This window comes from Salipiger sp. ABF4_146 (assembly GCF_056161345.1).
Genome location: NZ_JBSWYX010000011.1, coordinates 86,124 through 105,111, shown reverse-complemented (window position 1 = coordinate 105,111; position 18,988 = coordinate 86,124). Strand labels below are relative to the sequence as shown.

Annotated in this window: 16 protein-coding genes; 7 read left to right on the top strand and 9 right to left on the bottom strand. The window is 66.4% G+C overall.

Going from position 1 to position 18,988, the window contains the following annotated elements; genetic code table 11:
• Nucleotide 1 precedes the first annotated feature (1 nt).
• The 7 genes from ACXAJT_RS16800 to ACXAJT_RS16770 form a co-directional block, all read right to left on the bottom strand.
• Nucleotides 2-1,225: a formate dehydrogenase subunit gamma gene (locus ACXAJT_RS16800; RefSeq protein WP_475237092.1), complete on the bottom strand. Its 1,224-nt coding sequence runs from the start codon at nucleotides 1,223-1,225 to the stop codon at nucleotides 2-4.
• Nucleotides 1,226-1,338: 113 nt separating this feature from the next.
• The gene (gene fdh3B / locus ACXAJT_RS16795) at nucleotides 1,339-1,932 is read right to left on the bottom strand and encodes a formate dehydrogenase FDH3 subunit beta (RefSeq protein WP_007802716.1); all 594 of its coding nucleotides are present in this window, start codon (nucleotides 1,930-1,932) and stop codon (nucleotides 1,339-1,341) included.
• A gap of 12 nt (nucleotides 1,933-1,944) precedes the next feature.
• The gene (locus ACXAJT_RS16790; protein WP_475237091.1) at nucleotides 1,945-4,923 is read right to left on the bottom strand and encodes a formate dehydrogenase subunit alpha; all 2,979 of its coding nucleotides are present in this window, start codon (nucleotides 4,921-4,923) and stop codon (nucleotides 1,945-1,947) included.
• 122 nt (nucleotides 4,924-5,045) lie between these two features.
• Nucleotides 5,046-5,240 (bottom strand): twin-arginine translocation signal domain-containing protein, encoded by a 195-nt coding sequence (locus ACXAJT_RS16785; protein WP_475237090.1) that lies wholly within the window; start codon nucleotides 5,238-5,240, stop codon nucleotides 5,046-5,048.
• A gap of 50 nt (nucleotides 5,241-5,290) precedes the next feature.
• Nucleotides 5,291-5,914 carry a TorD/DmsD family molecular chaperone gene (locus ACXAJT_RS16780; RefSeq protein ID WP_475237268.1) on the bottom strand — a complete coding sequence of 208 codons (624 nt, stop codon included), beginning with the start codon at nucleotides 5,912-5,914 and terminating at the stop codon, nucleotides 5,291-5,293.
• Between the two features lie 2 nt (nucleotides 5,915-5,916).
• Nucleotides 5,917-6,567: a DUF3306 domain-containing protein gene (locus ACXAJT_RS16775; protein WP_475237089.1), complete on the bottom strand. Its 651-nt coding sequence runs from the start codon at nucleotides 6,565-6,567 to the stop codon at nucleotides 5,917-5,919.
• Complete coding sequence (locus ACXAJT_RS16770) at nucleotides 6,564-7,097, bottom strand: DUF3305 domain-containing protein (RefSeq protein ID WP_475237267.1); 534 nt, start codon at nucleotides 7,095-7,097, stop codon at nucleotides 6,564-6,566. Before ACXAJT_RS16770 ends, ACXAJT_RS16775 begins: the two co-directional genes overlap by 4 nt.
• Before the next feature lie 372 nt (nucleotides 7,098-7,469).
• Here ACXAJT_RS16770 and ACXAJT_RS16765 point away from each other — a divergent pair, with 372 nt between their 5' ends.
• The 6 genes from ACXAJT_RS16765 to ACXAJT_RS16740 are packed head-to-tail and all read left to right on the top strand — an operon-like array spanning nucleotide 7,470 to nucleotide 13,901.
• On the top strand, nucleotides 7,470-9,413 hold the full coding sequence (locus ACXAJT_RS16765; protein ID WP_475237087.1) for a 4Fe-4S binding protein: 1,944 nt from the start codon (nucleotides 7,470-7,472) through the stop codon (nucleotides 9,411-9,413).
• Nucleotides 9,414-9,436: 23 nt separating this feature from the next.
• On the top strand, nucleotides 9,437-9,628 hold the full coding sequence (locus ACXAJT_RS16760; RefSeq protein WP_066111407.1) for a DUF6494 family protein: 192 nt from the start codon (nucleotides 9,437-9,439) through the stop codon (nucleotides 9,626-9,628).
• Between the two features lie 3 nt (nucleotides 9,629-9,631).
• Nucleotides 9,632-10,696: an iron-sulfur cluster carrier protein ApbC gene (apbC, locus tag ACXAJT_RS16755; RefSeq protein WP_475237086.1), complete on the top strand. Its 1,065-nt coding sequence runs from the start codon at nucleotides 9,632-9,634 to the stop codon at nucleotides 10,694-10,696.
• The gene (locus tag ACXAJT_RS16750; RefSeq protein ID WP_475237085.1) at nucleotides 10,693-11,403 is read left to right on the top strand and encodes a DUF4444 domain-containing protein; all 711 of its coding nucleotides are present in this window, start codon (nucleotides 10,693-10,695) and stop codon (nucleotides 11,401-11,403) included. Before apbC ends, ACXAJT_RS16750 begins: the two co-directional genes overlap by 4 nt.
• Complete coding sequence (locus ACXAJT_RS16745; RefSeq protein WP_475237083.1) at nucleotides 11,400-11,900, top strand: DUF6505 family protein; 501 nt, start codon at nucleotides 11,400-11,402, stop codon at nucleotides 11,898-11,900. Before ACXAJT_RS16750 ends, ACXAJT_RS16745 begins: the two co-directional genes overlap by 4 nt.
• 57 nt (nucleotides 11,901-11,957) lie before the next feature.
• Entirely contained in the window at nucleotides 11,958-13,901 is a 1,944-nt protein-coding gene (locus tag ACXAJT_RS16740) for a sensor histidine kinase (protein WP_475237266.1), read from the top strand.
• A gap of 140 nt (nucleotides 13,902-14,041) precedes the next feature.
• Here ACXAJT_RS16740 and fdhF read toward each other — a convergent pair whose 3' ends face one another.
• Nucleotides 14,042-16,810: a formate dehydrogenase subunit alpha gene (gene fdhF / locus ACXAJT_RS16735; protein ID WP_475237081.1), complete on the bottom strand. Its 2,769-nt coding sequence runs from the start codon at nucleotides 16,808-16,810 to the stop codon at nucleotides 14,042-14,044.
• An 89-nt stretch (nucleotides 16,811-16,899) separates the two neighbouring features.
• Nucleotides 16,900-18,594 (bottom strand): NAD(P)H-dependent oxidoreductase subunit E, encoded by a 1,695-nt coding sequence (locus ACXAJT_RS16730; RefSeq protein ID WP_475237079.1) that lies wholly within the window; start codon nucleotides 18,592-18,594, stop codon nucleotides 16,900-16,902.
• Between the two features lie 153 nt (nucleotides 18,595-18,747).
• Between ACXAJT_RS16730 and ACXAJT_RS16725 the strand changes: the two genes are divergently transcribed.
• Complete coding sequence (locus ACXAJT_RS16725) at nucleotides 18,748-18,987, top strand: sulfurtransferase TusA family protein (RefSeq protein ID WP_475237078.1); 240 nt, start codon at nucleotides 18,748-18,750, stop codon at nucleotides 18,985-18,987.
• Nucleotide 18,988: the final 1 nt, after the last annotated feature.

Here is an 18,988-nt window from a genome sequence, read left to right as displayed (position 1 = left end):
CTCACTCCGCCGGAGTGGCCGAGTTCCCGGCAGACTTTCGGGCCTCGGCGGCTTCGCGCTCCTTGACCTTGTCGTACCAGATCGAGTGGTGCTGGTGCGCCCAGTTCTCGTCGACCTGACCGGAGCCCATGGCGTCATAGGCGCCTTCCATGCCCACCGTGCCGATGTAGATATGGCCGATGATCACCGCCATCATCAGGAAGGCGACGATTGCGTGCCACAGCTGCGCGAACTGCATTTCTTCCTGCGGTGCAAGCTCCACCGGGAAGCTGCTCCAGCCGAACCAGCCCGGAACGCCCCAGTCGTTGAGGATCGAGAAGGTCTTGGAAAAGAGCGGCAGATCGAAGGGGAAGAGCAGCGACAGGCCCGACACAGAGACCGACGCGCCCAGCACGATCACCCCCCAGAAGATGATCTTCTGCCCGGCGTTGAACTTCTTGGCCGGCGGGTGCTTGTCGCCGATGATGCCGCCCGCTTGCGCGAACCACGTGATGTCGGTGCGGTCGGGGATGTTGTGCCAGACCCACATGACAAAAACCATGATCAGGGCAAGCATGAAGGCCCAACTGACGTTGTTGTGGATCAGCTTGGAATAGGTCAGCAGGAACGAGTTGAACTGATGGCCGAAGACCGGGATCAGGAACATCCGGCCAAACAGGGTGAAGAGCCCGGTGAAGGCGAGCAGGATGAAGGACCCGGCGAGCGTCCAATGCGCAAAGCGCTCGATCCATTGAAAGCGCTGCACGGTCTTGCCGGTCTTGCCGCCGTCGATGCGGATACGGCCGCGCAGCACGAAGAACACGGCGAGGATGCCGATGGTGCCGAGCAGAAGCCATCCGCCGTAGGTGGCCAGCGGCCCCTCGCGGAATTCCAGCCACCACATGCCGCCGTCTTGGATCAGCACCTTGCCGTTGGGGTTGAGCGTCGAGGCGCGCACGTCGGCCTCGTTGTAGCGCAGCGCGCGCCACAGGTCGGGGTCGGAGGCCCCGCCGAGCGTGCCGAGCTGCGGCGCCTCGGGGGCTTCGCCGCCGATATTGTCGCGGCGGAAGCTGTCGTCGATTTCGATGCCCGCCTGTCGGCGCATGATGTCCTCGAGCGTCTGCGCCCCGCCGGTGGCGGAACGGTCTGGCTCGGGCGGCAGCAAAGTGGCGTCCTGAGCCGCGGCGCCCAGCGGGGCGGCGACCGTCAGGACCAGTGCGAAAAGGGCCAGCAGGTGGCGCAGCATGGTCATCTCCCGGATGCAGGGTCACGCAGACCCCGCGCGGAACGGCGGCTTTCGCCGCCCCGCGCGGGGCAATTGTGCGTCAGCGGCAGGCCCGAGGGCCTGCCCTCTTTGGCTCAGTTGGCCTTTTCGTCGTAGGCGGTGCCCCAGCCCCAGGCGCCCGAGCCGAAGCCACGGGCCACCACGCGCTCGCGGTAGATCGACGACACTTCGTCGCCGTCACCGGCCAGCAGGGCCTTGGTCGAGCACATCTCGGCGCAGATGGGCAGCTTGCCCTCGGCGATCCGGTTGCGCCCGTACTTCTGGAACTCGGCGGCGGAGGTGTTCTCTTCCGGGCCACCGGCGCAGAAGGTGCACTTGTCCATTTTGCCGCGAGAGCCGAAGTTGCCCGCCTGCGGGTACTGCGGCGCGCCAAAGGGGCACGCGTAAAAGCAGTAGCCGCAGCCGATGCACAGATCCTTGGAGTGCAGCACCACACCGTCTTCGGTCTGGTAGAAGCAGTCCACTGGGCAGACGGCCATGCAGGGCGCGTCCGAGCAGTGCATACAGGCAACCGAGATCGAGCGTTCGCCCGGCTGGCCGTCCTGAATGGTCACCACCCGTCGGCGGTTGATGCCCCACGGCACCTCGTGTTCGTTCTTACACGCGGTGACGCAGGCGTTGCACTCGATGCAGCGTTCGGCATCGCAGAGGAATTTAGCTCGTGCCATGTATCGCTCTCCTTACGCCGGCATGATCTTGCAGAGGGTGGCCTTGGTCTCCTGCATCTGCGTGACGGAGTCGTAGCCATAGGTCTGCGCGGTGTTGGTGGATTCGCCCAGCACGATCGGGTCCGCCCCGTCGGGATACTTCGAGCGCAGATCCTCGCCCTCGAAATAGCCGCCGAAGTGGAAGGGCATGAAGGCAACGCCTTCGCCCACCCGCGGGGTGACCATGGCCATAACCTTGACCTTGCCGCCCTCGGGACCTTCGACCCAGACATCGCCACCGTCCCGCACGCCGAGGTTGTTGGCGTCGCGCGGGTTGATCTCGACGAACATGTTCTGCTGAAGCTCAGCGAGCCACGGGTTCGACCGGGTCTCGTCGCCGCCGCCCTCGTATTCGACCAGTCGGCCGGAGGTGAGGATGATCGGATAGTCCTTCGAGAAGTCGTTCTTCTGGATCGAGGCGTACATCGTCGGCACCCGCCAGAAGGTTTTGTCGTCGTAGGTCGGGTAGTCTTCCACCAGATCGCGCCGGTTGGTGTAGAGCGGCTCGCGGTGCACCGGGACCGGGTCGGGGAAGGTCCAGACCACGCAGCGGGCCTTAGCGTTGCCGTAGGGGGCACAGCCATGCTTGATCGCCACGCGCTGGATGCCGCCCGACAGGTCGGTCTTCCAGTTCACGCCACCGATCTGATCGGCGAACTCCGACGGGTACGGCCCGGTCTGCGATTGCTCGCCAAGGTCGGTGTCGGTTTCCGGACGCGAGTCGATGTAGCCTGCGACATATTCGATCATGCGCCGCTCATAGGGCGTCAGATCGCTGTCCCAGCCCATGTCGATGAGCATCTGCATCGTGAACTCGGGATAGCCGTCCTCGATCTCCGAACCGACGGGGTAGGATCCCTCGGCCAGCAGGTTCTCGCCATTGCGCTCCACACCGAAACGGGCGCGGAAGGGCAGGCCGCCTTCGGCGACCGGCAGCGAGATGTCGTAGAGGTTGGCCGAGCCCGGGTGGTTCATTTCGGCGGTGCCCCAGCAGGGCCACGGCATGCCGTAGTAGTCACCGTCGGCCGGTCCACCCAGCGCCCGCAGAGTGGTGCGGTCAAAGGTGTGCTGGTTGGCCATGTGCATCTTCAGGCGTTCCGGCGACTGGCCGGTGTAGCCGATGGTCCACATGCCCTTGTTGAACTCGCGTGTCAGGTCCTCGATCAGAGGCTCTTCGCCGTTCACCGCGATGTTGCGGAACATGCGGTCGGCAAAGCCGAACTTGCTGGCGAACTTGTGCAGGATGACGTGGTCGGGAAGGCTCTCGAAGAGCGGATCCACCACCTTGTCACGCCACTGGAGCGAGCGGTTCGACGCGGTGACCGAGCCATAGGTTTCGAACTGCGTCGCGGCCGGCAGCAGGTAGGTGTTGTCGGTCCGGTCATGCAGGATCGCCGAGACGGTGGGATAGGGGTCCACCACGACCAGCAGGTCGAGCTTCTCCATCGCCGTCTTCATTTCCTTGAGGCGGGTCTGCGAGTTCGGGGCGTGGCCCCAGAACACCATGGCGCGGGTGTTGTCGGGCTGTTCGAGGTTCTCTTTCGCCTCGAGCACACCGTCGATCCAGCGGCTGACCGGGATGCCGGTCAGGTTCATCATGGCCTTATCCTTGCCGTCCTTGCCCTGCATGGTGGCAAAGCGGCCTTTCAGCCAGTCCAGATCCTCTTCCCAGACGCGCGCCCAGTGCGCCCAGCTGCCCGCGGTCAGGCCGTAGTAGCCCGGCAGCGTGTCGGCCAGAACACCAAGGTCGGTTGCGCCCTGCACGTTGTCGTGGCCGCGGAAGATGTTGGTGCCGCCACCGGCGGTGCCCATGTTTCCGAGAGCCAGCTGCAGGATGCAGTAGGCACGGGTGTTGTTGTTGCCGTTGGTGTGCTGGGTGCCGCCCATGCACCAGATCACGGTGCCCGGACGGTTGTTGGCCAGCGTCCGCGCCACGCGCTCGAGCTGGCTGCCCGGCACCCCGGTGACACGCTCGACCTCATCCGGGGTCCAGTTGGCGACCTCGGTGCGGATGTCATCCATGCCCCAGACGCGGCTACGGATGAAATCGCGGTCTTCCCAGCCGTTTTCGAAGATGTGCCACAGCAGACCCCAGACCAGCGCCACGTCCGAGCCCGGACGGAACCGCACGTATTCATCCGCGTGGGCGGCGGTGCGGGTGAACCGCGGGTCACAGACGATCAGCGGCGCGTTGTTCTGCTCTTTCGCCTTCAGCACGTGCTGCAGCGAGACAGGGTGCGCCTCGGCGGGGTTGCCGCCAATGATGAAGATCGCCCGCGACTTGTGGATGTCGTTGTACGAGTTGGTCATGGCGCCGTAGCCCCATGTGTTCGCCACGCCGGCAACCGTCGTCGAGTGGCAGATACGTGCCTGGTGATCGACGTTGTTGGTGCCCCAGTAAGCGGCGAACTTGCGGAACAGATAGGCCTGCTCGTTGCTGTGCTTGGCCGAACCGAGCCAGTACACCGAGTCAGGACCCGAGCTGTCGCGGATGTCCATCATCTGGTCGCCGATCTCGTTGATCGCCTGCTCCCAGGAGATGCGCTGCCATTCGCCGCCCACCTTCTTCATCGGGTACTTTAGGCGGCGTTCGCCATGCGCGTGCTCGCGCACCGAGGCGCCCTTGGCGCAGTGCGCACCGAGGTTGAACGGGCTGTCCCAGCCGGGCTCCTGCCCGATCCAGACGCCGCCCTGTACCTCTGCCATCACCGTACAGCCGACCGAGCAGTGGGTGCAGACCGATTTGACGGTCTTCACGTCGCCCGCGGCCGCGGTGGCGGCCGTGGCCTGGGTCACGGTGCCGCCGGTCGCGGCAACCGCCGCCAGACCGCCGATGGCCAGACCCGAACCGCGCAGGAAGGCGCGGCGATCAACCGAGGCATTGGCCGCCTCGGAAAGGATACTTGTCCGCTGGGGGCGTCGCGCAACCCCGTTGGTCTTTTTCCTCAACATGTTTCTCTCTCCCCTTGCGTGCTCGGCCCCCCATGGTGCCTCGCTTGCTTGGTTATGCTCAGAGCCTTGGACAGTCGGGCGTCACGCAACCAGTCGTCCTTGGCGGGGGAAGCCTCGTCCGGTCAGAACCGGGCGGCGGCGTAGTAGGCGCGGGTGTGCGCGGTATCCTGCAGCTTGTTCGACTGCAGGTCGGGTTCGGCGGCCTCGGCCTCGGTCCCGGTGGTGGTGGCCACGGCGACGGCCGCAAGCGGCGCGGCGGTCGAAGCCAGCTTCAGGAAATCGCGGCGGCTGCTTGCCTGCTCGTCTTTCCTCTTCATTGAGAGACCTCCTCTCTCTGGGTTGCGGCGGTTGCCCGCCCCTCTGCGGATCACTCCGCGCTCATCCGGAAGGCTTCTGCCTCAAGCTCCATGAACGCCCGGCCGAGACGGCCAACAGGGGCGTAGAAAACGGAGTTCTTGGCACCTTCGAGATCCGAAAAGAAATGCGCGGCCCACGGGCCGATGTGCTTGTTGAAAAAGCTCTTCTGCTGGCCGAGCGTGGCCGGCGTGCCAAAGCGGCCGACGATCATCGCGCCCATCATCTCCATCAGCGAGGCGATGTTATCCTCGGGCTCGAACACGTTTTCGGCGCGGGCGAGGCCGCGGGCCGTCATGTCCTGCCGCAGCAGCGCCAGCGGTTTTTCGTTCAGAAAGCCGGTCAGGTAGTAAGAAGCGTAGGGCAGCAGTTCGCCGCGTCCGAGGCCGATGAACAGGCGGTTGTATTCGCTCTCCACCGCTTTCGGCTTCGAGAGGCGCGCCACCTTGGCGAGCGTGGTCACTGCCTCGCCGATCGGGCTCTCGTCGCCGGTGAGGCCAGCGGTCTGGTCGATCAGCCCTTGATCGGCGGGGCGGGCAAGGATCAGGCCAAGAAAGTTGTAGAGATCGGCACGAAGGCGGTCTTCTTCGGCGATACGCATGTCGGGGGCTGCGGTCATGTTGGGCGTGTCCGTCATCATCAGGCCTCGAAGGAAAAGCGCATGCGGCGGCTGCTGGCCGGCAGCGGGCTTTCCTCGGGCTCGGGGTCAATCTGGGCGGTGTCGGCCGCCTGCGGCGCGGTCGGCTGCAGCGGCGGGATTTCGGGCTGCGCTTCGATTGTCGGGCCGAGGGTTTCGGGCGCGCGGATCGAAACGGTGCCGGCGTCGGCAACGCTTTGCGCTGCCTCGGTGTTGCCTTCGTCTTCGTCTTCGTCTTCGGCCTCTGCCTCGGTTTCGGTCTGCTGCTGGCCCGAGTATTCGAGATGCGCCAGCAGCCCCTTGCCGACCTGATAGGTCGTCTTGAAGTCGGCGGCGGGCGTCACGGCGGTGAAGTCCGTGTCGTAATCGTTCAGCCCATCAAGGCAGGCCAGCACCGGGTTGGAGCGCCAGAGCGTGCGCAGAGCGCGGTTCTTCAACCGTTTGGGCAACTGCGATTGCAGGAACTTGCGCACCGTCTCGCCGTCGGTGATGTCTTCGGGCAAGGGCAGCCCGGCCTCGGCAAGAAGGTCTTCGTCGCTGCGCTCGGCAAGCTGTGCCTCGGTTTCGGCGCGGCGGGCGTCGTCCTGCGCCTTCTCCTCGGCGCGGGTTTCGGCCTCTACGGCGGCCTTGCGGCGGGACCAGAAATCTTTCACTGCAGCCTCCCTCTCTTCAGGGCGGGCGAGGCGTAGACATCCGCGGTGGTCGAGATGCGCGGGTCGCCGATGCCGTCCTGTTTGCCGTCCACCTTTGCACGATCGCGGCGCCGTTTCACGAATTCTTCTTCTTCGTGATGGCGTTCCACGAAATCGCCGACCCAAGCCAGCAGCCCGGCGGGCATCGGCACCTTCTCGACGATGTCCTCGCCGCTGTCGGAATAATCCTGCGCCTCATAGGGAGAGGCGGTGACCAGCACGATCTCGAACGGCTGCGCGCCGAGCGTCGGGCGCATGATCACATAGACGCTGGGTTCGCGGGCGGTGATGCCGTGCAGATAGGCCTCGGTCTCGGCGCGGTAGAGTTCCAGTGGCACGGTTCCGGCGTGATATTCGACAACGTCGCCCTCGCGGCGCAATTCGCGCCAGTCCGCCGGGCCCGCGCCCGGCAGCACTGCCACGGCACGCCACGCCCATTTTGCCCAGCGGGTCACGCCGGGGGTGCGGCGCAGCACCACGCCGATAGACATGAATTGATCGTTGCTCGGATGACCAGTCACAGTGATATCCTTCCTCCCACGCTCATTGAAACATGTAGACCTCATGGCGAAAGGGCCAATCGGTGCACCGCGGTATTCTGCGGCCGCAGTTGGACATTTTGGGTAGTCGCTCAGGGGGCAAAAATGGGGCAGGGACGAATTGTCCATCCCGAGTTTTTTGCTCTGGAAAAGTGCCGCGGTGCAGCATGCGAATCACCTGCCGCGCTGCGGCCCGGCGTCGCAGCTGGCCAGCGGCTTTCCGCTCGAGGATTTGAGTTGTGAGAGGGGGCGAATCGGGTCTAGCTAGCGGTCTCAGCGAGCGACGAAAGCCCATGAACCGCGCCGTCCGCCAGGAAGGAAATCATGACCAAGACCCTGATAACATGTGATTGTATGGGCACCCAGTCCATCGATGCCGAGGCCCTTGCCGAGGCGACGGGATTCGAGGTCGCCCCCCCTTGCAAGGCGCTGTGCACCTCTCAGGTCGACCGCGCGGCAAAGGGATTGACGCAGGGGAATGTTGTTCTTTGCTGCGAGCAGGAGAGCCGCACCTTCGAGGCCCTCGCCGAGGAGCTGGGGGTCGAGCCCGCGCCGTTGCTGGATCTGCGGGACCGGGCCGGGTGGAGCGCGGACCAAGGCTCGAAAGTGGCCAAAATGTCCGCCCTCGCCGCCGAGGCCATGCTGCCCGCCGCGTCCGAGAAAACCCTTGATGTGATTTCCGAAGGGTTGTGCCTCATCATCGGGTCCGCCGAGGCCGCGATCGAGGCCGCCGAACAATTGGCACCGCACCTGGGTGTGACCGTGCTGCTGGACGAGGCGGACGAACTGCCCGACACCCGCGCCTTTGACGTGGTTACCGGCAAGCTGCGCAAGGCGCAGGGCGCGCTCGGCCAGTTCCGCGTGACCATCGATGCGCTGCGGCAAATCGAGCCCGAGGGCCGCGCCTTCACTCTGACCGAGCCGCGCGACGGCGGCGTGTCGGAATGCGATGTTATTCTCGACCTGCGCCGCGAGCCGCCGCTGTTTCCGGCGCACGAAAAGCGCGAGGGCTATCTGCGCGCCGATCCGGGCCGTCCGCAAGCCGTGGCGGCGGCGGTCATGGCCGCCTCGCACTTGGTCGGCACCTTCGAAAAGCCGCTTTACGTGCGCACCGAGCCGCTGCTCTGTGCCCATTCGCGCGCCGGGCAGACCGGCTGTACCAATTGCCTCGACCTCTGCCCGACCGGCGCGATCTCGCCCGATGGCGAGCATGTGTCGATCGATCCGATGATCTGCGCCGGCTGCGGCGCCTGTTCCTCGGCCTGCCCCTCGGGCGCGATCAGCTACGACGCGCCGCCGGTGGACCTGACCTTCCGCCGTGTGCAGACGCTGGCCAAGACCTATCTCGAGGCGGGCGGCCATGCGCCGCGCCTGCTGGTGCATGACGCGCATGGCGCCGAGATGATCCGCCTGTCGGCGCGCCACGGCGATGGCCTGCCCGCCGATGTGATCCCGATGGAAATTCGCGCCATCGGCGCCTTCGGCCATGCCGAGGCCGTGGCTGCGCTGGCCGCCGGTTTCGCCTCGGTGACCGTGCTGCCGGGGCCGGGAGCTGATATTCCCGCGCTGTCGGCGCAGGTGGCGCTTTCCGATGCGATCAGCGGCGGCGGCAAGGTCACGCTGCTGGAAACGCCCGACCCCGATGCCATGTCCGCAGCGCTCTATGCCGAGCAGGCGCCTGCGCCCGTCGCCACGCCGGTGCGCCCCATGGGCACCCGTCGCCAGATCACCCGTCAGGCCGCCCGCGCGCTGCACCCCGGCGCCGAGACCCTGCCGCTGCCCGAAGGGGCCCCCTACGGCGCGGTGCTGGTCGATCAGGACGCCTGCACGCTGTGCCTGTCGTGCGTGTCGCTTTGCCCCTCGGGGGCGCTTGGCGACAACCCCGACCTGCCGCAGCTGCGCTTTCAGGAAGACGCCTGCCTGCAGTGCGGCCTCTGCGCCAACGTCTGCCCCGAGGATGCGATCACCCTCGAGCCGCGGCTGCAGCTGGGCGACGAGGCGCTGGAGCAGCGCGTGATCAACGAGGAAGAGCCCTTCGCCTGCGTCGAGTGCGGGTCGCTCTTCGGGGTGAAGTCGACCATTGACCGGATCACCGAAAAGCTTCAGTCCCATGCCATGTTCAGCGGGGACAAGCTGCGGATGATCCAGATGTGTGACGACTGCCGGGTGAATGCGCAGTATCATGCGCAGGACAACCCCTTTGCCGCCGGGGAACGCCCGCGGCCCCGGACGACCGACGATTATCTCAGCAAGCGGCGCGACCATTGAACCGCGACCCAAGGGAGGCCCCGATGAGCGACGATTTCAACATGTCCATGCGCAAGTTCCTCAAGCAGGTGGGCGTCACCTCGCAGCAGGCCATCGAAGAGGCCATGCGCGAGAACGCCACAGCCGGCAAAAGCTACGCGGTGAAGGCCGTGGTGACGATCGAGGAGCTTGGCCTGACCCATGAGGTCACGGGCGAGATCAAGGGACAGGAGTAAGACTTGCCAGCCAGCAGAGAGACGGTTCAGACCGTCCTGAAGAGCATCGCCGATCCGGTTGCGGGCGGCGACATTATGTCGAGCGGCGTGGTGCGCGCGCTGAACGTGGACGAGGCGGGCGCGGTGCGGTTCGTCATGGAAATCCCGCCCAGCCAGAGCGACGCCTATACCAAGATCAAGGAGCAGGCGGAAACCGCGCTGCGCGCCACCGAGGGTGTCTCGGCGGTGGCCATCGTGCTGACCGGGCACACCGAGAAGGCGCCGCCGGATCTGAAGATGCGCAAGGCCGAGCCGCAGGGCCCGCAGCCGGTGCCGGGGATCAACAGCATCATCGCCATCGCCTCGGGCAAGGGCGGGGTGGGCAAATCCACCGTCTCGTCCAACCTCGCCTGCGCGCTGGCGCAGCAGGGCCGGCGTGTCGGCCTGCTGGATGCCGACGTCTACGGCCCCAGCCAGCCGCGCATGCTGGGGGTCTCCGGTCGTCCAGCGAGCCCCGATGGCAAGACCATTTTGCCGCTGCGCAACCACGGCGTCACCATGATGTCGATCGGCCTGATGACCAACGAGGATCAGGCGGTGGTCTGGCGCGGGCCGATGCTGATGGGCGCGCTGCAGCAGATGCTGACGCAGGTGCAATGGGGCGCGCTCGACGTGCTGCTGGTGGACCTGCCGCCGGGCACCGGCGACGTGCAGATGACCCTTAGCCAGAAGGCCAAGGTCGACGGCGCCATCGTGGTCAGCACGCCGCAGGACGTGGCGCTGCTGGACGCGCGCAAGGGCATCGACATGTTCAAGCAGCTCAACGTGCCTATCTTGGGCATGGTCGAGAACATGAGCACCCACATCTGCTCGAAGTGTGGTCATGAAGAGCATGTCTTCGGCCACGGCGGCGTGGCAGCCGAGGCGGCGAAGCTGGGTGTGCCGCTGCTCGCCGAGGTGCCGCTGGATCTGCAGATCCGCCTTGCTTCGGACGGCGGCGCGCCAGTGGTGGTCAGCCAGCCCGACAGCGCACAGGCCAAGTCGTTCCACGACATCGCCTCGGCGCTGGTGGCCAAGGGGGTGGCATGAGCGCGGCCGAGGAACTGGCCTTCCCGCCCCTGCTCTGGGGCGAGGAGGTCGCCACCGATGCTTTCGACCATGCCTGCCAGCGCGCCCTTCTGGGGTGCGATGCCGGGCTGGTCGCCTATCGGTTCGGTGCCGACGTGCTGCAGGGCGCGCTGGTCTTCGCGCCGGAGGTGCCGCTGGCGCAGGCGATGGCGATGCTGCCGCTCTGCGGTGTGGGGTTCCAGAACGCGCTTGGTGTGATGGCCCCGCCCGAGGTGGCCGTGCATCTCGATTGGGATGGCGGGATCCGCGTCAACGGCGCCTCCTGCGGCCACTTCCGCTGCATGGCCGCCACGCAAGACCCGGCGCAGGTGCCCGGCTGGTTGGTCATCGGCTTCACCTTGCCGCTGATCCCCGCCAATGACCGCCCCGGCGACACCCCCGATCAGACCTCTCTCTATGCCGAGGGCTGCGCCGAGGTGCAGCCGCCCGCGCTGCTGGAAGCATGGGCGCGCCACACGCTGAACTGGGTGAACCGCTGGGAAGGCGAGGGCAACCGCGCGCTGCATTCCGAATGGCGCGCGCTGGCGCAGGACGTGGGCGAAGAGGTCACGCAGAACGGCCTTTCCGGCACCTTCCTCGGTGTCGACGAGGATTTCGGCATGCTGCTGCGCGACGCCGAGACCACCCATGTGATCCCGCTCACCACGCTTTTGGAGCCCGCCCCATGAAATTGGCCCGTGCCATCCATTTCGACGAGAGCGACAGCCGCGTCTTCGCCAGTCCTGCGCGCACCGGTGAATGGTGCCTGTCGGGGGGCTTCGAGTTCTCCAACTGGACGGAGGGTGACCTCACCGGCAAGGCCCGGCAGGCCTTCTCCAACGGCTGGCTGGGTCTGGAAACCTTTGGCCGGGTCACCTTCGTCGCCGTCACCGCGCTGGAGCCGGGCGAGCTTGAGGCGCTGACCGACCGTCTGGCCGAGCATTTCGTCACCTACTACGGCGCTCCCTCGGTCGAGGCCGCGCGCCCGGTCGCCGCCGAGGAACTGGCGCAGATGATCGAACTGTGCGACGACCATGCGCCGAACACGCTGCTGACCGTCGCGCGCGAGTTGACCGATGCCGGTGTGCGCGAGAGCTACCGGATGATCGAAGCCAGCGATGCCGGGCTCGACCAGTTCGCCGTGCATGGCTCGCTCGACGATCCGCACGAGCCGCATCAGCACTGACCCGCCGCGCACGCCCGTGCTAGGCTCGGTGCCAGTATGAGACCCGTGACCCGCCCGATGATCTCTGTCCGCCTGCGCCTGCTGATCCTTGCGCTGGCACCGCTTGTCGTGCTCATGCCGCTGCTGCTGCTGCTGGGCATGACCCGATGGACCGGCGATTACGACGATCTGCTGGCGGCCAACGTGCAAAGCGATCTGCGCATCGCCGAGCAATACCTGTCGCATCTGATGACCCGCACCGGCGAGGAGCTGACAGGCGTCGCAGAGTCCGTTGCCTTCCAAGACGCCTTCGAAAGCGGTGGCCCAGACCGGCAGTTCCTGCTCAACAAACGCGCCGAGTTGCGGCTGGATTTCCTCTACTACCTGCCCGCCGCCCAAGTCGCCGGCGCGGCGGCGCGCTGGCCGGTGATCGCCGAGGCGGCGCGGGGCCGCAGCCAGACTGCTATCGACGTCTTTCCACCCGCGGCGCTTGCCGCGCTGCCCGGCAACCTTGCCGCCCGCGCCCGCATCGACCTGATCGAGACAGAGGCCGCGGTGCCCACAGACCGGCTGGTCGAGGATCGCGGCATGGTCGTGCATTCGGCAAGCCCGGTGCGCCTGCGGGGTCGGGAAGGGGTGTTGGTGGGGGGCATCCTGCTCAACAGCAACCTCGGGTTCATCGACGCGATCAACGCGCTGGTCTATCGCAATCCGCTCACCGGCGGCACGCGGCAAGGCACCGCGACGTTGTTCCTCGACGATGTGCGGGTCTCGACCAATGTGCGGCTTTTCGAAGACGTCCGCGCGCTCGGCACGCGGGTCTCGGCGGTGGTGCGCAACGCCGTGCTGGGCGAGGGCGAGACGTGGCTGGCGCGCGCCTTCGTGGTCAACGACTGGTACATCTCGGGCTACCTGCCGCTCAGCGATAGCTTCGGGCAGCGGGTGGGAATGCTCTACGTCGGGTTTCTCGAAGCGCCCTTCGCCGAGGCCAAGCGCCGCGCCTATCTGTGGATGATGGCCGCCTTCGCCGGGGTTCTGCTGCTTTCGGCGCCGGTGTTCCTTTGGATGGCGAAGGGGATCTTTGCGCCGCTGGAGAAGATGACCGCGATCATGCGCCGGGTCCGGCGCGGCAACCTTGCGGCGCGCATAGGCCCGGTGGGCGATGACGAGATCGGGCAGGTTGCGGCGCATCTCGACGGGCTGCTGGATCAGGTGCAGGACCGCGATCTGAAGCTGCGGGCCTGGGCCGAGGAACTGGAAGACCGTGTGGACCGGCGCACAGCCGAACTGCGCGACACCAATGCCAAGCTAGAAGAGACCTATCGCCAACTGGTGATGAGCGAGAAGCTCGCGTCGATCGGCGAGATCACCGCAGGCGTCGCGCATGAGATCAACAATCCGATGGCGGTGATCCAAGGCAACGTCGAGGTGATCCGCATGGAACTTGGGGAGGCCGCCGCCCCGGTCGAGACCGAACTGACGCTGATCGACCGGCAGGTGATGCGCATGCAGGCGATCGTCGGCAAACTGCTGAAGTTCGCCCGCCCCTCAGAGTTTTCCGACTGCGGCGAGGGCGTCGATCTGGCGCCGCTGGTCGAGGACTCGCTGCTGCTGGTGGATCACGCGTTGGGCAAAGGCGCGATTGAGGTGGTGACCGATCTGCCGCCGCTGCCGCAGGCGGCGATCGAGGCCGGCGAGATGCAGCAGGTGGTGATCAACCTCATTCTCAACGCGGCGCAGGCCATGGGGGCCGAGGGGACGCTGTGGATGACTTTGCGCGAGGATATGCGTGAGGGTGTCGCGGGCGTGGCGCTGGAAGTGCGCGACAGTGGGCCGGGCATCGCCGAAGAGCACCTTGGCACGCTGTTCGATCCGTTCTTCACCACGCGGCGCGGCGAGGGCACCGGGCTGGGCCTGTCGATCTCGCAGAGCATCGTGCAGCGGGCAGGCGGGCTGATCACCGCCGCCAATGCCGAAGGCGGCGGGGCCGTGTTCTGCGTGTGGTTGCCGCAGGTGGGGTGAAGACCAAGGCGTTGCGCAACGAAAGCCGGGTGAGCGCCAGCCCGCCGGGACGGCGTCGTCCATCGGGCTTGAACCGATGGCGCCCCATGAACGACCGCTCGCCCGGCGGCTTCGCCTTGTTCCGGGCGGTCTTCCGCCCGCTACGCCGCCGTCACCCGCACCGCCGAGAACTTGAACTCGGGGATCTTGCCGTAGGGGTCGATCGCTGGGTTCGTGAGGATATTGGCCGCCGCTTCCACATAGGCGAAGGGCAGGAACACCATGTCTGGCGCCACTGCGCGGTCGGCGCGGGCCATGACCTCGATCTCGCCCCGCCGCGTCTGCAGCTTGACCATGCCGCCGGGCTCGACGCCCAGCTTGCGCAGCGTCGACGGATGCAGCGAGCAATTCGCGCCCGGTTCCACCGCGTCGAGCACGGTCGAGCGGCGGGTCATCGAGCCCGTGTGCCAATGCTCCAGTTGCCGCCCCGTGGTCAGCACCATCGGGTAGTCGGCATCGGGCTGCTCGTCCGGCGGGATCACCGAGGCGGGGGTAAAGCGCGCCCGGCCCCCCTCGCGGGGGAAGCCGTCGGCGAAGACGATGGGCTGGCCCGGATCCTCTGGCGAGAGCGACGGATAGGTCACCGCGTCCTCGCGCTCCAGCCGGTCCCATGTGATGTTGTCGAGCGAGGGCATGCCGCGCGCCATCTCGGCAAACACCTCGCGCGGGTGGGTGTAGGTCCAGCCAAGCCCCAGCCGCTGCGCCAGATCCACCGTGATCTGCCAGTCCTCGCGCGCCTCGCCCGGTGGCGTGGCTCCGGCGCGGCCCATCTGCACCTGCCGGTTGGTGTTGGTGACCGTGCCGGTCTTTTCGTAGAAGGCGGCGGCGGGCAGGATCACGTCGGCGTAGTTTGCGGTCTCGGTGAGGAAGATGTCCTGCACCACAAGATGCTTTAGCTTGGCCAGCGCCGCGCGGGCATGCACGACGTCCGGGTCCGACATTGCCGGGTTCTCGCCGAGGACATACATGCCACGGATGCTGCCGTCGTGGACGGCGTCCATGATCTCGGTGACAGTCAGTCCCTTCCGGGCGCTGAAATCATCAGACCCCCAGATCTCAGTGAAGGCCGAGCGCACGCCGTCATCGGTGACGTCCTGATAATCGGGCAGGAACATCGGGATCAGCCCCGCGTCCGAGGCGCCCTGCACGTTGTTCTGGCCGCGCAGCGGGTGCAGGCCCGCGCCGGGCTTGCCGACGTTGCCGGTCATCAGCGCGAGGCTGATCAGGCAGCGCGAATTGTCGGTGCCGTGGATGTGCTGGCTGACACCCATGCCCCAGAAGATCAGCCCCGCGTTGGCGGTGGCGAAGGTGCGCGCAACGTCACGCACCGTGGCCGCATCAATGCCCGTCAGATCTTCCAGCGTTTCGGGCGCGAAGCCAGCGAGGTGCTGTTTCTCTGCTTCCCAGTTTTCGGTGAACTTGTCGATATAGGCTTGATCGTACAGCCCTTCCTCGACAATCACCGACATGATCGCGTTGAGCAGCGGCACGTCGGCACCGGGGCGGAACTGCACCATGTGGCTGGCAAAGCGTTTCAGCGCCTGACCGCGCGGGTCCATGACGATCAGCTTGCCGCCGCGCTGCGCGAACTGCTTGAAGAAGGTCGCGGCGACCGGGTGGTTCTCGATCGGGTTGGCGCCGATGACGATGGCCACGTCGGCGTTCTCGATCTCGTTGAAGGTGGCCGAGACCGCGCCCGAGCCGACGTTCTCCATCAGTGCCGAAACCGAGGAGGCATGGCACAGCCGCGTGCAGTGGTCGACGTTGTTGTGGCCGAACCCCTGCCGGATCAGCTTCTGGAAGAGATAGGCCTCTTCGTTGGTGCACTTCGCCGAGCCGAAGCCCGCCACCGTCTCGCCGCCCGCATCGCGCAGCTTGGCGAGCCCGCCGGCGGCGGCGTCCATCGCCTCGTCCCATGTCGCTTCGCGGAAGTGGGTGAACGGGTTGGCGGGGTCGACGTTCAGCCCCTTCGGAGCGCCCTCAAGGCGGATCAGCGGCTTGGTCAGCCGGTGCGGGTGGTGGATGTAGTCGAAGCCGAAGCGGCCTTTGACGCAGAGCCGCCCCTCGTTGGCGGGGCCGTTGATCCCCTCGACGTATTTGACCTTGCCGTCCTTGAGCTTCAGCGAGACCTGACAGCCGACGCCGCAGAACGGGCAAACCGACTGCACCGCCTCGTCGAAGTCTTTGCTGTCGCCGTGCTGCTGATCATCCACCACGGTGGCGGGCATCAGCGCGCCAGTGGGGCAGGCCTGCACGCATTCACCGCAGGCGACGCAGGTGCTGTCGCCCATCGGGTCGTCCATGTCGAACACCGGAAAGGCATCGTGGCCCCGGTCCGCCATGCCGATCACGTCGTTCACCTGCACCTCGCGGCAGGCGCGAACGCAGAGGTTGCACTGGATGCAGGCGTCGAGGTTGACCTTCATCGCCACGTGGCTGTCGTCGAGCAGCGGAATACGGGGCTCTTCCAGCTTGGGAAAACGGCTCTGCGAAACGCCGGTCATCTCGGCCATGTCCCAAAGGTGCGAACTGCGGTCATGCGCCGCGTCGCGCTCGGGCTGGTCGGCGAGCAGCAGCTCCATGACCATCTCGCGCGATTTCTTGGCGCGGGCGCTGTCTGTGGTGACTTTCATGCCTTCGGAGGGCGCGCGGCAGCAGGAGGCGGCCAGCGTGCGCTCGCCGTCGATTTCGACCATGCAGGCGCGGCAGTTGCCGTCGGGCCGGTAGCCCGGCGCGTCCTTGTGGCACAGATGCGGGATGTCGGTGCCGAGCCGCTTGGCGGCCTGCCAGATGGTCTCGCCTGGAAGCGCGGTGACTTCCTGACCGTCAAGGATGAAGGCGGTTTGGGGAATGCTAGATCCGTCGGCCATGGCTCATGCCTCCCGGTGGCTGGAGTGGGTGTCTGTGCCGCGGCCGCGCTGCTGCGCGTCCCGCAGAGGGCGGGGAGAGGGAGCGCGCATCATTTCACCTCCTCGGGGAAGTGCCTCATCACCAGCCGGATCGGGTTCGGCGCGGCCTGACCGAGGCCGCAGATCGAGGCGTCGGTCATCACCTGACACAGGTCCTCAAGCAGCTCGCCGTCCCATGCCTCGGCCTGCATCAGCTTCACAGCCTTCTCGCAACCCACGCGGCAGGGGGTGCACTGGCCGCAGCTTTCCTTTTCAAAGAACTTCAGCATATTGAGCGCCGCACCTCGGGCGCTGTCCTTGTCCGACAGCACAACCACGGCCGCCGATCCAATAAAGGTGCCATGCGGCTGCAGCGTGTCGAAATCCAGCGGCACGTCGCCCAGCGAGGCCGGCAGCAAGCCCGAGGACGGCCCGCCCGGCTGGTAGGCCTTGAACACATGCCCCTCGGCCATGCCGCCCGCGGCGCGGATCAGGTCGTTGATCGTGCTGCCCGCGGGCAGCACGTAGACGCCGGGGTTGGCGACGCGGCCCGACAGCGAGTAGCTGCGCATGCCCTTGCGGTCGTTGCGCGCGACCTCGGATTTGATCTCGTGGCCCTCGCGGCTGATGCGGGCGATCCAGTGCAGCGTTTCGACATTGTGCACCAGTGTCGGGCGGTCGAAGATCCCCACCTGCGCCACATAGGGCGGGCGCAGCCGCGGCACGCCGCGCTTGCCCTCGATTGATTCAATCATCGCGGATTCTTCACCGCAGATGTAGGCCCCGGCCCCGCGACGCAGGTCGATGTAACCGGGCGCGACGATCCCGGCGGTTTCGAGCGCGGCGATCTCTTTGTGCAGGATGTCCAGGATCGCCGGGTATTCGTCGCGCATGTAGATGAAGCATTTCTCGGCCTCGACCGCCCATGCGGCGATCAGCATACCTTCGAGCATCAGGTGCGGCTCGCGTTCGAGGTAGAAACGGTCTTTGAAGGTGCCCGGCTCGCCCTCGTCGCCGTTCACCGCCAGATAGCGCGGGCCGGGGTTGGCGCGAACGAATTCCCATTTCTTGCCTGACGGAAAGCCCGCGCCGCCCATGCCGCGCAGACCGGCGGCAAAGATGGCCTCCTGTACCGCTTCCCAATCGCCGTTTTCGCGCAGGGTCAGCAGCTCATCGTAGCCGCCACCGGCGCGATAGGCGTCAAAGCCCTGATAGTTCGGGATCACCGGCTCGAAGTCGCCTTTGTCGAGCGCCGACTGGATCTTCTCGGGGGTGGCGTGGTCGACGTGCAGGTGGCCGATCTCGACCGTGGGGCCAGTGTCGCAGCGGCCCATGCAGGGCGCGCGCAGCACCCGGACCTTGGCGGGATCATGCCCGGCGGACAGCGCATCGAACAGCGCTTCCGAGCCCGCCATCTCGCACGACAGGGAGTCGCAGACGCGGATGGTCAGGTCGGGCGGCGGGGTCTCGCCCTCCTTCACCGGGTCGAAATGCGCGTAGAAGGTGGCGACCTCCCAGACCTCGGCCATCGACAGGCGCATTTCTTCGGCCAGCGCGCGCAGATGCGCCGCCGACAGATGACCATAGCGGTCCTGAATGAGATGCAGAAACTCGATCAGCAGATCACGCCGACGCGGACGTTCGCCAAGCAGCGCGCGGACCTCGTCCCACGCCTGATCGTCCAGCTGCCGCCCCTTCGGCGTGGCGCGGCCCTTGCCGCCCTTGCGTCCGGATGTCCAGATTCCCTGCTGTCGATCCAGCGCCATCTCATGCCTCCCTCTCACGTCGGTGGGTTGGACGGTTGTGAGGCATCCAATCATTTCAGGTCAATATTGCTATGCCGTCAGTTGATAGGGTTTATCTATCGGGCGATCAGAGAGAGGATGGACAGAACAGGCGCTCTTGCCTAAGCAGATCGCATGACCAACGAACTGACTTGGACACAGGAACTCGACGCCCGCGGGCTGCTTTGCCCGCTGCCGGTGCTGAAGGCGCGCAAGCGGCTGCAGGGCATGGGCGCGGGCGAGGTGCTGCGCATCGTCGCCACCGATCCGGCGGCGGTGATCGACGTGCCGCACTTCTGCAACGAGGCCGGGCACGAGCTTGTCGGCACCGCCGACGAGGGCGAGGCGCAGGTCTATCTGGTGCGCAAGGGCTGAG